12 protein-coding genes are annotated in these 13,874 nt (G+C 73.5%); 11 read left to right on the top strand and 1 reads right to left on the bottom strand.

The genetic code is table 11. The features are described 5' to 3' along the window. Positions 1 to 79 precede the first annotated feature (79 nt). From P2424_RS05090 to P2424_RS05050, 9 genes are all read left to right on the top strand, one after another. A complete protein-coding gene (locus P2424_RS05090) occupies positions 80 to 1,729 on the top strand; it encodes a CTP synthase (RefSeq protein ID WP_276478832.1) in 1,650 nt (549 codons plus the stop codon). A gap of 5 nt (positions 1,730 to 1,734) precedes the next feature. Further along, complete coding sequence (locus tag P2424_RS05085; RefSeq protein ID WP_276474592.1) at positions 1,735 to 2,376, top strand: NUDIX hydrolase; 642 nt, start codon at positions 1,735 to 1,737, stop codon at positions 2,374 to 2,376. Positions 2,377 to 2,646: 270 nt separating this feature from the next. After that, on the top strand, positions 2,647 to 4,758 hold the full coding sequence (locus tag P2424_RS05080) for a tetratricopeptide repeat protein (protein ID WP_276474591.1): 2,112 nt from the start codon (positions 2,647 to 2,649) through the stop codon (positions 4,756 to 4,758). Positions 4,759 to 5,130: 372 nt separating this feature from the next. Continuing rightward, complete coding sequence (ald, locus tag P2424_RS05075; RefSeq protein ID WP_276478831.1) at positions 5,131 to 6,246, top strand: alanine dehydrogenase; 1,116 nt, start codon at positions 5,131 to 5,133, stop codon at positions 6,244 to 6,246. 382 nt (positions 6,247 to 6,628) lie between these two features. Next, positions 6,629 to 7,837 carry a ParA family protein gene (locus P2424_RS05070; RefSeq protein WP_276478830.1) on the top strand — a complete coding sequence of 403 codons (1,209 nt, stop codon included), beginning with the start codon at positions 6,629 to 6,631 and terminating at the stop codon, positions 7,835 to 7,837. Further along, the gene (locus tag P2424_RS05065; protein WP_276478829.1) at positions 7,834 to 8,526 is read left to right on the top strand and encodes a hypothetical protein; all 693 of its coding nucleotides are present in this window, start codon (positions 7,834 to 7,836) and stop codon (positions 8,524 to 8,526) included. The genes P2424_RS05070 and P2424_RS05065 overlap by 4 nt, the downstream gene beginning before the upstream one ends. 25 nt (positions 8,527 to 8,551) lie before the next feature. Continuing rightward, entirely contained in the window at positions 8,552 to 9,667 is a 1,116-nt protein-coding gene (locus tag P2424_RS05060; protein WP_276474590.1) for a segregation/condensation protein A, read from the top strand. Then, on the top strand, positions 9,660 to 10,436 hold the full coding sequence (scpB, locus tag P2424_RS05055) for an SMC-Scp complex subunit ScpB (protein ID WP_276474589.1): 777 nt from the start codon (positions 9,660 to 9,662) through the stop codon (positions 10,434 to 10,436). Before P2424_RS05060 ends, scpB begins: the two co-directional genes overlap by 8 nt. Next, the gene (locus P2424_RS05050; protein ID WP_276474588.1) at positions 10,436 to 11,671 is read left to right on the top strand and encodes a pseudouridine synthase; all 1,236 of its coding nucleotides are present in this window, start codon (positions 10,436 to 10,438) and stop codon (positions 11,669 to 11,671) included. The genes scpB and P2424_RS05050 overlap by 1 nt, the downstream gene beginning before the upstream one ends. A gap of 123 nt (positions 11,672 to 11,794) precedes the next feature. Here the strand turns inward: P2424_RS05050 and P2424_RS05045 are convergent, their stop codons facing one another. Further along, positions 11,795 to 12,115, bottom strand: coding sequence for a DUF952 domain-containing protein (locus P2424_RS05045; protein ID WP_019355320.1), 321 nt, complete (start codon positions 12,113 to 12,115; stop codon positions 11,795 to 11,797). A 132-nt stretch (positions 12,116 to 12,247) separates the two neighbouring features. On the opposite strand from P2424_RS05045, the gene aroH reads away from it, so the two are divergent. Both aroH and P2424_RS05035 read left to right on the top strand, forming a co-directional pair. Then, positions 12,248 to 12,610 carry a chorismate mutase gene (gene aroH / locus P2424_RS05040; protein ID WP_276474587.1) on the top strand — a complete coding sequence of 121 codons (363 nt, stop codon included), beginning with the start codon at positions 12,248 to 12,250 and terminating at the stop codon, positions 12,608 to 12,610. Positions 12,611 to 12,625: 15 nt separating this feature from the next. Next, on the top strand, positions 12,626 to 13,717 hold the full coding sequence (locus P2424_RS05035; protein WP_276474586.1) for a prephenate dehydrogenase: 1,092 nt from the start codon (positions 12,626 to 12,628) through the stop codon (positions 13,715 to 13,717). Positions 13,718 to 13,874: the final 157 nt, after the last annotated feature.

Below are 13,874 nucleotides of genomic sequence, written 5' to 3'. Positions count from 1 at the left end.
CAGCGAGGCCACCCGGGCCACCCATCCGGGACGCAGCCATCGCACCCCACCAAGCGACCACGGGAGCCCCCTCTTGGCCATGCCGCCTACGTCCATGACGACCAAGCACCTCTTCGTCACCGGGGGTGTCGCCTCCTCGCTCGGCAAGGGGCTCACCGCCTCCAGCCTGGGCGCGCTCCTGAAGGCGCGCGGCCTGCGGGTGACCATGCAGAAGCTCGACCCCTATCTCAACGTCGACCCGGGCACGATGAACCCCTTCCAGCACGGTGAGGTGTTCGTCACCAACGACGGCGCCGAGACCGACCTGGACATCGGCCACTACGAGCGCTTCCTCGACGTCGACCTCGACGGCAGCGCCAACGTCACCACCGGCCAGGTCTACTCCACGGTCATCGCCAAGGAGCGGCGCGGCGAGTACCTGGGCGACACCGTGCAGGTCATCCCGCACATCACCAACGAGATCAAGCACCGCATCCGCCGGATGGCCACCGACGACGTGGACGTCGTCATCACCGAGGTCGGCGGCACCGTCGGCGACATCGAGTCGCTTCCCTTCCTGGAGGCCGTCCGCCAGGTACGGCACGAGGTCGGCCGCGACAACGTCTTCGTCGTCCACATCTCCCTGCTGCCCTACATCGGCCCCTCCGGGGAGCTGAAGACCAAGCCCACCCAGCACTCGGTCGCCGCGCTGCGCAACATCGGCATCCAGCCCGACGCCATCGTGCTGCGGGCCGACCGGGACGTGCCGGTCTCCATCAAGCGGAAGATCGGGCTGATGTGCGACGTGGACGACGCCGCCGTGGTCGCCTGCAAGGACGCACGCTCCATCTACGACATCCCCAAGGTCGTGCACTCCGAGGGCCTGGACGCCTACGTCGTCCGCAAGCTGGACCTGCCCTTCCGCGACGTGGACTGGACACAGTGGGACGACCTGCTGCGCCGGGTACACCAGCCGGACCACGAGGTCACCATCGCCCTGGTCGGCAAGTACATCGACCTGCCCGACGCCTATCTGTCGGTCACCGAGGCGCTGCGGGCGGGCGGCTTCGCCAACCGGGCCCGCGTCAAGATCAAGTGGGTCACCTCCGACGACTGCCGCACCCCGGAGGCCGCCGAGCGCGAACTCGGCGACTGCGACGCCGTCTGCATCCCCGGCGGGTTCGGCGAGCGCGGCGTGGACGGCAAGGTAGGCGCCATCACCTACGCCCGAGAGCACCGCGTTCCGCTGCTCGGCCTCTGCCTCGGCCTGCAGTGCATCGTCGTCGAGGGCGCCCGCAACCTGGCGGGCATCGAGGACGCCAACTCCACCGAGTTCGACCAGGGCACCGCGCACCCGGTCATCTCCACCATGGAGGAGCAGCTCGACATCGTCGCGGGCGAGGGCGACATGGGCGGCACCATGCGGCTGGGCATGTACCCGGCCAAGCTCGCCGACGGCTCCATCGTGCGCGAGACCTACGGCGGCGAGCCCTACGTCGAGGAGCGCCACCGCCACCGCTACGAGGTCAACAACCACTACCGCACCGAGCTGGAGAAGACGGCCGGACTGGTCTTCTCCGGCACCTCGCCCGACAACAAGCTGGTCGAGTACGTCGAGTACCCGCGCGAGGTGCACCCCTACCTGGTCGGCACCCAGGCGCACCCCGAGCTGCGCTCCCGCCCGACCCGCCCGCACCCGCTCTTCGCCGGCCTGGTCAAGGCCGCCGTGGCGCGCCGGCAGGGGGAGTGAGCGCCGTGTCCGCTTCCCGCATCGCCGACACGCCCGAGGAGTGGGAGGTCACCGCGACCTCCACACCGTTCCAGGGCGCCAAGACGGGGGTCCGCACCGACCACGTCGTCATGCCCGACGGGGTCGCCGTCAGCCGCGACTACCAGACCCACCCCGGTTCGGTCGCCGTGCTGGCCCTGGACGACCAGGACCACGTGCTGGTCCTCAGCCAGTACCGGCACCCCGTCCGCGAGAAGCTGTGGGAGATCCCGGCCGGCCTGCTGGACGTCCCCGGCGAGAACCCGCTGGCCGCCGCGCAGCGGGAGCTGTACGAGGAGGCCCACGTCCAGGCCGAGGACTGGCGGGTCCTGGTCGACGTCTACACCACCCCCGGCGGCAGCGACGAAGCCGTACGGATCTTCCTGGCCCGGCGGCTGTCCGAGGCCGAGGGCGCGCGCTTCGAGGTCTCCGGGGAAGAGGCCGACATGGAGCTGGCCAGGGTGCCGGTGGAGGAACTGGTGCGGGGGGCGCTCGCCGGGCAGCTGCACAACAACTGCCTCGTGGTCGGGTGTCTGGCGCTGACCGCCGCGCTCTCCAGCGGCGGCGGTCTGGGGGCGCTGCGTCCCGCCCAAGCCCCCTGGCCCGCCCGGCCCTTCGAGCCGGTGTAGCCGCAGCGGGAGCCGCCGCCGCGCTTCCCGCCCCGTACCTCGCGCCGCGCGCGGGCGTCCGGGGCGCGGCGGCCGTGCCGCGGTGTCCGCCCGGCGCCGGGCGGCGAGGACTCCGGGCCCCGGGCGTCCGGTCCGGCCGACCTGAGCCGATGTGGTGATTCCCGGGGCGGGCGCGGCGGCTGTTCGCACCGGCCGGCGGCCCGCGGTGAACTACGCTCGCGGTATTCGTCCGCGCACACACCAGGTGAACAGCGAACGGGAGCGTAGCCCGTGACAGATCAGGCGGTGCAGCCCGCGGCCGCGGGGTCGGGCCCCCACTCCTGCACGGGCCGCGACCGCGAACTGCGCGCGCTGCGCGCCGACCTGGAGAGCGCCGGGCTGCACACCATGTCCGGCCGCCCGCTCCCGCAGAGCCGCGTGCTGTTGATCGCGGGGGCGGCCGGCTCGGGCCGCACCACGCTGGCCGAGGAGTTCGTCCGGCAGGTGGCCGACCGCTATCCCGGCGGGGTGCTGCGGGCCCGGCTCACCGAGCCGGGCGGTACCCCGGTTCCCACTGAGCGCACCGCCCGCGACCTGCTGGCCTCCCTCGCGCGCAGCCCCGGCGCCGGCCCAGGGCGCCGCCCCGAGGAGGACGCGGCGGCCCAGGACCCGCCGCCCGGTGCCGACCCGGCGGACGTCGCCGAGGCGCTGCGCTCCGCCCTCGAGCGCCGCGGCCGGGTCCTGCTGTTCCTCGACGACGTGGCCGACTCCGAGCAGATCCTCGACCTGGCGCCGGAGAGCCGCGACTGTCTGGTGGTCGCCGTCTCCTCGGGGCCGCTCACCGGCGTGCCCGACGTCCGCCCGTGCGCCCTCGGCGGCCTCGACCGCGCGAGTGCCGTGGCGCTGCTGTCCCGGCAGGCCGGCTCCTCGCCGCGGGTCACCGTGGATCCGCGCAGCGCCGAGACGCTGGTCGAGCAGTGCGGTGCTCTTCCGGCGGCGCTGACGCTGCTGGGCGGCTGGCTCGGCGCCCACCCCAAGCGGTCGCTGCTCGACGCCTCCCGGGCGCTGGCCGAAAGCGGTCCGCCGACGCCGGAGGAGTCGCACTCCGCGGAGGCCGGCCGGTCCTCGGCGGCCCCGGATCCGCTGGAGCGGGCCTTCTGGCTCGTCCACGACTCCCTCTCGCGTCCGCTGGGGCGCCTGCTGCGGCTGCTGGCCCTCGCGCCCGCGGGGTTCGTCGATCCGCAGCTCGCCTCCGCGCTCGGCGGCTGCTCGCTGAGCAGCGCGCACGCGGCGCTGGACGACTATGAGCGGCTCGGTCTGCTGCGGCCGCTCGACTCCGCGCACTATCAGGTTCCGGGGTGTCTGGATCCGCTGCTGCGCGCCGCGTCAGCCGCGCACGAGCAACCGGACGAGGTGCTGCTGGCCCGGGCGCGGATGCTGGAGCGGCTGGTCAGCCGGCTCCAGGCGTGCCGCGCGGTGTGTGAACCGTCGGGGTCCGAGGCACGCCGGCAACTGGCGGGAATGCCGCGCGCGCTGCGCTTCCTGCACCCCCTGGAGGCGCGGAGCTGGCTGCGCACGCGGCGCCCGGCGCTGCTGTCGGCGGTCCGGGCGGCCGTCGCGGAGGGCGCCGGGGAGCTCGACACGCTGGCCCGCCGCCTGGTGTCGGCACTGGCCCGGGCCTTCGACGTGCACGAGGCGCCCGAGCAGGCGGCGGCCGACCGCTACGAACTGCACGAGCTGGTGCTGCTGGTGGCGGAGCGCAACGGCAGGCACCGGGAGCGTGCCGCCGCGCTGCTCAACCTCGGGGATCTGGACGCGGGGACCGACCGCTGGGCGGAGGCCCTCGTCCGCTACCGCGCGGCGCTGGACGCGGCGCGGGAGGGCGAGGACGAGTGGGCGGCGGGCCGGGCCCTGGAGTCCTTGGGCGACAGCTACGCGGAGCTGGCCGACTGGGACCGGGCCGCCGACTGGTACGGCCGGGCGCTGGAGCTGCGGCTGGCCCGGGACGAGCACGCGGACCGGGCGGCGGTGGCACGCCTGCACGGCCGGGTCGGCACCGTGCACACCCGGGCGGCCCGCTCCCAGGAGGCGCTGCGGGCGTGGCGGGCCGCGGCGGCCGCCTTCCGCAGGCTCCGGGAGCCGGCCGCCCGGGCGCGGGCGCTGGCCGAGGTGGCGGCGGTGCAGGAGCAGGTGGGGCGCCGGACGGACGCGCTGCGCACCTATGGCCAGGCGTGTGCGGTCTCCCGGGGCGCGGGGGACGTCCGGCTGGCGGTGGAACTGGCGCTGCGGGCCGCGGAGGCGTGTGAGCGTGCCGGGAGCCTGCGGGACGCCCGCCGGTACCGGACGGCGGCGGCGCGACTGCGGCGGCCCGCGGCGGGCACCGCCGGGGCCGCCGGCGACTGAGAACCGGCCGGCCCGCTCCCCGGCCCGCATCCGAGCCCGGAACCGGAGCCGCAAGGCGGGGAGCCGGACCGGGGCCGAGTTGGGGACGGACTGGGGCGAGAGATGGAAAAGGAACGAATCCCCGAGCCCCCGCAGGGGGTGACATGCGCCACTCGGCGGCCGTCCGTGGCGCTCGCGGGGGCGCTGTCGCAGCCCCCCATCGGGAACCTGCGAAACACATAGCAATATCGAAAAAGATCGACTGTTTGTAAGGCTGGACAGCTCGGCCTCCTTCATTAGACTGGTCGAGCCGCGGTCCCCCCGGTGTCTTCGAGCATGCGCGACCCGGCTTTCTCTGCCTTCTGCACCCCTGAGTGAAGGACCGTGATCGACGTGAAGGTCGGTATCCCCCGCGAGGTCAAGAACAACGAGTTCCGTGTCGCCATCACCCCGGCCGGGGTCAACGAACTGGTGCGGAACGGTCATGATGTGTACGTGGAGAAGGACGCCGGAGCCGGCTCCTCCATCCCGGACGCCGAGTACACGGGCGCCGGTGCCACCGTCCTGGGCACGGCGGACGAGGTGTGGGCCACCGCCGACCTGCTGCTGAAGGTCAAGGAGCCGGTGGCCGAGGAGTACCACCGGCTCCGCAAGGACCAGACCCTCTTCACCTACCTGCACCTGGCCGCCTCGCGCGAGTGCACCGACGCGCTGCTGGAGTCGGGCACCACGGCCATCGCCTACGAGACCGTCGAGCCGGCCAACCGCACCCTTCCGCTGCTCGCCCCGATGTCCGAGGTCGCGGGCCGGATCGCCCCGCAGGTCGGCGCCTACCACCTGATGGCCTCCGCGGGTGGCCGCGGTGTGCTGCCCGGCGGGGTGCCCGGGGTGAACCCGGGCCGCGCCGTCGTGATCGGCGGTGGGGTCTCCGGCTGGAACGCCACTCAGATCGCGGTCGGCCTCGGCTTCCACGTCACTCTGCTGGACAAGGACGTCAACAAGCTCCGTGAAGCCGACAAGATCTTCGGCAACCGGGTGCGCACCATCACCTCCAACGCCTTCGAGCTGGAGCGTGCGGTGCTCGAGGCGGACCTGGTGGTCGGCGCCGTGCTGATCCCGGGCGCCAAGGCCCCGAAGCTGATCAGCAACGAGCTGGTCTCCCGGATGAAGCCGGGAAGTGTCCTTGTCGACATCGCGATCGACCAGGGCGGCTGCTTCGAGGACTCGCGGCCGACCACGCACGCGGAGCCGACCTTCCGCGTCCACGACTCGGTCTTCTACTGCGTCGCCAACATGCCCGGCGCCGTGCCGAACACCTCCACGCACGCGCTGACCAACGCGACGCTCCCGTACATCGTGGAGCTGGCCAACCGCGGCTGGCGGGAGGCGCTGCGCCGCGACCCGGCGCTGGCCAGGGGCCTCAACGCGCACGACGGCGAGGTCACTTACGGACCCGTGGGCGAGGCGCACGACCTGCCGGTGCGGGACATCGCGACGCTGCTGGGCTGAGCCGCGAAGCCGGCCGGCGCGCCTGCGGCGGGGCCGGGACGAACCGGCCGCCGGTCAACTCCCGGCGTCAACATCGGCAACCTCACGTCACCGTCCGGGCCTTGTGGGCAAGGTCCGGACGGTGACGTCGCCGTGTCCGCGGGACGGCGACCCGACTTGCCCTTAACGTAACTGTCCAACCTTTTTGCCCACCGGGGAAACCACCCCGACGTCACCCGGGAGCCTCTTGACAGCAAGGGGTCCGCATACCGACACATCGGGCCGTCTGAGGCGGATTGTGTTGCTGCGGACCGCCGACACGCCATAGAGTCGCCAACCGTCGGCATGGTGTCACGCTGACCTGTTGAGAAATTTCCTGGTCACCAAGGAGGTACGACGACTTGTGAACGAGTCGACATTTTCTCCCGGGGGTGGTCAACCAGGAGCGCCTGTACGAGGCCAGGGGTCCTCAGGTCCCACAGGACCCGAGGGTGTCGGCTCCGTTGCTGTCCGCACCTTCGCAGCCCACCAGAACCTGACGCCCACCATGACAGCCAACCAGAGCACGGACGGCCACCACGTGAACGCCACGGCCGGCGACGCTGCGAACGGTCCGTCCGCCGAGCGTTTCGCCGACTACAGTGACCCGCACTACGACCCCAACCAGGGCGAGCTGCCCGAGGGTCACTTCTACGACCCGGACGCGGAGTACGAACCCGACCCCGAGTACGCGGCCACCCTCGCGCCCGATGCCGCCCGGCAGCGCCGGGAGCGCATCGGCCCGACCGGACGCCCGCTGCCGTACTTCCCGATCCCCGGCCCGGTGAACGAGCACGGCCCCGCCAAGATCATCGCCATGTGCAACCAGAAGGGCGGCGTCGGCAAGACGACGTCGACCATCAACCTGGGGGCGGCACTCGCGGAGTACGGACGACGCGTGCTGCTGGTCGACTTCGACCCGCAGGGTGCTCTCTCGGTCGGTCTCGGCGTCAATCCGATGGAACTGGACCTGACGGTCTACAACCTCCTGATGGAGCGTGGCCTGGCCCCCGACGAGGTGCTGCTGAAGACCGCGGTGGCCGGGATGGATCTGCTGCCCAGCAACATCGACCTGTCGGCGGCCGAGGTGCAGCTCGTCAGCGAGGTCGCCCGCGAGTCGACGCTGCAGCGCGCGCTGGGCCCGCTGCTCAACGACTACGACTTCATCGTCATCGACTGCCAGCCCTCGCTCGGCCTGCTCACGGTCAACGCGCTCACCGCGGCGCACAAGGTGATCGTCCCGCTGGAGTGCGAATTCTTCGCACTGCGCGGTGTCGCGCTGCTGACCGAGACGATCGAGAAGGTCCAGGAACGGCTCAACCCGGAGCTGGAGCTGGACGGCATCCTGGCGACGATGTACGACTCGCGGACCGTGCACAGCCGCGAGGTGCTCGCCCGGGTGGTCGAGGCGTTCGACGACAACGTCTACCACACCGTCATCGGGCGCACCGTCCGCTTCCCGGAGACCACCGTCGCGGGTGAGCCGATCACGACGTACGCCTCCAACTCCGTCGGCGCCGCCGCCTATCGCCAGCTCGCCAGGGAGGTGCTCGCCCGGTGCCACGCCGAGTGAGTCTCCCGGCAGCCGACGAATTGTTCCGTACGACAGGCGGTGCAGCCGTACAGCCGTCCGCACCGCAGGAGGAGCGGCCCGCGCAGGTCGGCCAGGCGAACGGGGAGGCCCCGGCGCAGTCTTCGGTGGGCCCGGCCGCGGGCGCTCCCGCCGCTCCCGGACCCAAGGTGCCCGCTCCCGCCTCCGAGCCGGTTCCGGAGCCGGGCGGCGCCGAGCGCTCCGCGGCCGACGAGTCCGGCGGCGAGCCCGGCAGCAGCGGCGCGCGGCGCACCACACGCGGCGCGCGCGGCACGGCCACGGCTGACGACCAGCGGACCGCACCGCCCCAACAGGCGGGCCCGGCGTCCGGCGAGCGCACCGGGCGCCGCTCTGCCGCGGCCAAGGGCCGCCAGCCGGCCGGTGGTTCGGGACCGGCCCCCTCGACGGCGTCCGCCGCACCGGCGGCCTCCCGCCGCGGCCGGGCGGCCCGCCGCCCCAGCGGGCGCGAGCGGCACGACGAGAAGATCACCGTTTATGTCTCCGCCGAGGAACTGATGGACCTCGAACACGCCCGGCTGGTGCTGCGCGGCGAACACGGACTCGCCGTCGACCGGGGCCGGATCGTGCGCGAGGCCGTGGCCGTCGTGCTGGCCGACCTCGAATCCCGCGGAGACGCGAGCATTCTCGTACGGCGGTTGCGCGGGCGCTGACCTGCTTGCCAGTACGCTGCCTGCGATGCCCACTCCTGACGACGCACCCCGCAGCCGGGGCTCCCGCCGACCGCTGGGGCGGGGGCCCGGGACGGCGTACGAGGCGGAGCCCGCCGCCGTCGGGAGTCCCGATGGGGCCGTGACGGCCGCCCCCGCGGCGCCGAGCGCCCCGCCCGCGCCGGTACCGGCGGAACGTTCCGCACCCGCACCCGCACCCGCAACCGCAGAACCGCCCACCGGGCCGGAAGAGGCCGCCGGACCGGCCGCCGGGGAAGAGCACCCGGCAGCCTCCGCCGCGCAGGCCGATGCCGCCGAGGCCGAGCAGGAGGCCGACGACGGGCGGTTCAGGGTCGTCCTCGACAACTTCGAAGGCCCCTTCGACCTGTTGCTCCAGCTCATCTCCAAACACAAGCTGGACGTCACCGAAGTCGCCCTCTCCAGAGTCACCGACGAGTTCATGGCCCACATCCGCGCCATGGGCCCGGAGTGGGACCTCGACCAGACCACCGAGTTCCTCGTCGTCGCCGCCACGCTGCTCGATCTGAAGGCCGCCCGGCTGCTCCCGCAGGCCGAGGTGGAGGACGAGGCCGACCTGGCGCTGCTGGAGGCCCGGGACCTGCTCTTCGCGCGGCTGCTCCAGTACCGCGCCTACAAGGAGATCGCGAACATCTTCGCGGCCCGGCTGGACGAGGAGGCCCGGCGCCACCCGCGCACCGTGGGACTGGAACCGCACCACGCCGAGCTGCTGCCCGAGGTGGCCCTCAGCGTCGGCCCGGAGGGCTTCGCCAAGCTGGCCGTCAAGGCCATGCGGCCCAAGCCCAAGCCGCAGGTGTATGTCGAGCACATCCACGCCCCGCTGGTCAGCGTCCGGGAGCAGGCCGAGGTGGTCGTGGCGCGGCTGCGGGAGCGGGGCGAGGCCAGCTTCCAGGAGCTCACCCGGGACGCTCCCGACACCCTCACGGTCGTCGCCCGCTTCCTCGCGCTGCTGGAGCTGTACCGGGAGCGGGCCGTCGCACTGGACCAGGACGAGGCGCTGGGCGCGCTCCTCGTCAGATGGAGCGGCACCACGGACGCCGGGGACGGGACCCCGCTGGTGACCGACGAGTTCGACCAGGAACCAGGGGAGCACAAGGATGACTGAGGCGGTCGGTGACCGGGCCGGAACCGGCGGGGCGCCCCGAGCGGTGGAGGCCGAGGCCCCGGAGGGGGCTGACGAAGGCCCGGCGGAGGCGCACACGGAGACCTACGAGGTGCAGGAGGCCGACGAGGAGCGCGGCACGGCGGCGGAGCCCGCCGGGAGCAACGGCGTCGCGGAGCTGGAGCTGAAGCCCGCGCTGGAGGCGGTGCTGATGGTCGTCGACGAGCCCGCCACCCCCGAGCACCTGGCCAAGGTCCTGGAGCGGCGCCCGCGCGAGGTGTCGGACGCGCTGCGCGAGCTGGCCGACGCGTACACCGTCGAGGGCCGAGGCTTCGAGCTGCGGTTGGTCGCGGGCGGTTGGCGGTTCTACACCCGTAGCGACTACGCGGACGCGGTGGAGCGCTTCGTGCTGGACGGGCAGCAGGCCCGGCTGACCCAGGCGGCGCTGGAGACCCTCGCCGTCGTCGCCTACCGGCAGCCGGTCAGCCGCTCCCGGGTCTCCGCCGTCCGCGGTGTGAACTGCGACGGCGTGATGCGCACCCTGCTCCAGCGCGGTCTGCTGGAGGAGGCGGGCACGGAACCCGAGACAGGTGCGATCCTTTACAGGACGACGCATTACTTCCTGGAGCGGATGGGCCTGCGCGGCCTGGACGAGCTTCCGGAGCTGGCGCCCTTCCTCCCGGAAGCGGAGGCCGTCGAGGGGGAGACCCAGGAAGGTATGCCGTCGTTCGACGTAGACGATCCTTCCCCCGACTCCCAGACGGAACATTGATGCGAAGCAGCGGCAGGAACACCGGCGGAAACCGAGGCGGCAAGCAGGGCGGCGCTGGCCGCTCCGGCCAGGAGGGCCGCGGCCAGGGCGCCCGGCGCGGGCAGGGCGCCCCCGGCGGCCGGCAGGGCCAGGGCGGGCAGCGAGGGCGGCAGCAGTCCGCGGACTCCCGCCCGCCGCGCCCCGAGGAGCGCCGCTACCCCCAGGGCGGCGCCGGCGCCGGGTCCGGCAGCGCCGGGTCCGGCGGCGGCAAGGCCGGCGGCGGCCGGCCCGGCGCCCCGAAGGCCAAGCCCGGCACCCCGAAGGGCCAGGGCGGCGCCGCCAAGGGCCAGGGCGGCAAGACCGGCGGCAAGGCCAACGTGCGCAAGGACGTGACCAAGAGCGGCGCCCCCAAGGCGCGCGCCCGCAGGGCCTCGGCGCCCGCGCGTCCCCGCGAGTACGAGGCACAGATCGAGGAGCGCAACCGCGCCCGGCACAGCAAGCCCCCGGTCAAGCTGCCCAAGACGTTCGGCGAGGTGGAGGGCGAGCGCCTGCAGAAGGTGCTGGCCCGTGCGGGCATGGGCTCGCGCCGCGCCTGCGAGGGGCTGGTCGAGCAGGCCAGGGTCGAGGTCAACGGCGAGATCGTGCGGGAACAGGGGCTGCGCGTCGACCCGGAGAAGGACGAGATCAAGGTCGACGGGCTGACCATCGCGACCCAGTCGTACCTCTTCTTCGCGCTGAACAAGCCCGCCGGAGTCGTCGCCTCCATGGAGGACCCCGACGGCCGCCAGTGCCTGGGCGACTACGTCCAGAACCGGGAGACCCGGCTCTTCCACGTGGGCCGTCTCGACACCGAGACCGAGGGGATCATCCTGCTCACCAACCACGGTGAGCTGGCCCATCGGCTCACCCATCCACGTTACGGCGTGACCAAGACCTATCTGGCCGCCATCCAGGGCCCGCTGCCCCGGGACCTGGGCAAGCAGCTGAAGTCCGGGATCCGGCTCGACGACGGGTACGCGCGCGCCGACCACTTCCGGGTCGTGGAGAACACCGGGAAGAACTATCTGGTCGAGGTCGCGCTGCACGAGGGGCGCAAGCACATCGTGCGCCGCATGCTGGCCGAGGCCGGGTTCCCGGTGGAGCGGCTGGTGCGCACCCGCTTCGGCCCCATCGCGCTCGGCGACCAGAAGTCCGGCTGGCTCCGCCGCCTCACCAACACCGAGGTCGGCATGCTGATGGGCGAGGTCGGCCTGTAGCGGCGCGAGGCTCCCCGCAGCCGCGGAGGGCCGGCCCGCGCCGCGGGCGCCCTGTCCCGCACGGCGGCGCCCGGAGCGCCCCGTGCGCCCGCCCCGCCCGTCGGGACGGGCGGGGCGGCGGGCTCAGGACCACAGCGCCAGATCGACGGCCCGGCCCTCGTCGTCGCGCCGGACCTCCAGCATGCCCGCCACGGCCGACCGGTTCACCCGGCCGTGGATCCGCGGGGCGGGGTCCCAGCAGACGCGGGCGTCCAGCCGCCGTTCGTCGATCATGAGGGCCATCAGTGGCCCCACCGCCTCGCGGAAGCGCGCGTCGGCGACGGCCAGCGCCTGCTTCTCGTCGGGCGTGCAGGAGATGAACCCGTCCTCGGCCAGCGCGCGCGGCGCGTACGGACGGTCCGGGGCGAGCAACCAGTCGTCGAGCGGGACCACGTGGAAGAGCATGCCTCCACTTGTACCGTCTCACTGTGCGGGCGGCCCGGACATCCGCGCTGGAACGTACCTACCCTGGCCCCGCCGGGCAGGCGGCCGACAGGGGATCGGGACCGGCGGCGGGTCGGAAAGGGGCGAGCAGCGGTGGCGGTGCGTGCGGTGCGGGGGGCCGTCCAGCTCGACCGGGACGAGGCCGGGCACATGAGTGAGCGGGTCGAGGAACTGCTGACCGAGGTGCTGGAGCGCAACAGCCTCGCCACCGAGGACCTGATCAGCATCTGGTTCACCGCCACCCCGGATCTGCACAGCGACTTCCCCGCCGCCGCGGCCCGCAGGCTGGGCCTCGCGGACGTGCCGCTGATCTGCGCGCAGGAGCTCGAGGTCGCGGGTGCGATGCCCCGGGTGGTCCGTATCCTGGCTCACACGGAGACGGAGCTGCCCAGGTCCGGCGTCCAGCATGTCTATCTGGGCGCCGCGGCCGCCCTCCGCAAGGACATCGCCCAGTAAGGACACCCCACGGCAATGCGCACCGCCCTCGTGCTCGGTACGGGACTCATCGGCACCTCGGCCGCGCTGGCCCTCTCCGCGCGGGAAGTCCGGGTGCACCTCAGCGACCGCGACCCGGAGCGGGTCCGCACGGCCGTCGCGCTGGGTGCCGGAACCGGGGAGGAACCGGCCTCCGGCTCACCCGTCGACCTGGCGATCGTGGCCGTGCCGCCGGCGCACCTGGCCGCGACCGTGGCCGAGGTGCAGCGCGCCGGGCTGGCGCGCGGCGTCATCGACGTGGGCAGCGTCAAAGGCGGTCCGCGCCGGGAGCTGCTGGAGCGGGGCGGCGACCTGAGGACCTACCTGGGCAGCCACCCGATGTCCGGCCGCGAGCAGTCCGGCCCGCTGGCCGCCTCGGCCGACCTGTTCGAGGGGCGCCCCTGGGTGCTCACCCCCACCCAGGGCACCGACACGGAGGTGCTCAACCTCGCGCTGGAGCTGATCGCGCTGTGCGGGGCGGTGCCGGTGGTGATGGACGCGGACGCGCACGACCGGGCTGTCGCGCTGGTCTCGCACACCCCGCAGCTCCTCTCGACCCTGGTGGCGGCGCGGCTCGAGGAGGCCGCCGAGACCGATGTGCGCCTGTGCGGCCAGGGCATCCGGGACGTGACCCGGATCGCCGGATCCGACCCGGGGATGTGGGTGGACATCCTCTCCGCCAACCCGGGCCCGGTGGCCGACATCCTCGCCGCGGTCGCCACCGACCTGGACGCCGCCGTACGGGCGCTGCGCGAACTGGAGTCGGCCGACGAGGCGAAGCGCTCCAGCGGAACCGCGGGCGTCGCGGAACTGCTGCGCCGCGGCAACGCGGGGCGGGCCCGGGTCCCGGGCAAGCACGGCCAGGCGCCGGCCGTCTACGAGACGGTGACAGTGCTGATCAGCGACCGCCCGGGGCAGCTCGCCAGGATCTTCGCCGACGCGGGGTCGGTGGGCGTGAACATCGAGGACGTCCGCATCGAGCATGCCACCGGGCAGCAGGCCGGCCGGATGCAGCTCATGGTGGAGCCGGGCGCGGTGCCGGTGCTGGAGCAGGCGCTGCGCGAACGCGGCTGGTCGCTGCGGCAGTGAGGTCGCAGGAGCCGACGGGCCGACGGCTCCGGAGCGCCGCTCGGACCGAGCCGCGGCCGCAGCGGGGGGCGGCAGCGGGGCCCGGACGCGCGGCCTGGCGTGTCCGTGGCAGCCGGTAGCCTTGTGCGGAGGCCCAGGGCGGTCCCGTCCGTTCCTG

Source organism: Streptomyces sp. WMMB303, from assembly GCF_029351045.1.
In the GTDB taxonomy this organism is placed as follows: domain Bacteria; phylum Actinomycetota; class Actinomycetes; order Streptomycetales; family Streptomycetaceae; genus Streptomyces.
Note: the sequence above shows the minus strand (reverse complement) of the source record. Positions and strands in the feature narration are given on the sequence as shown.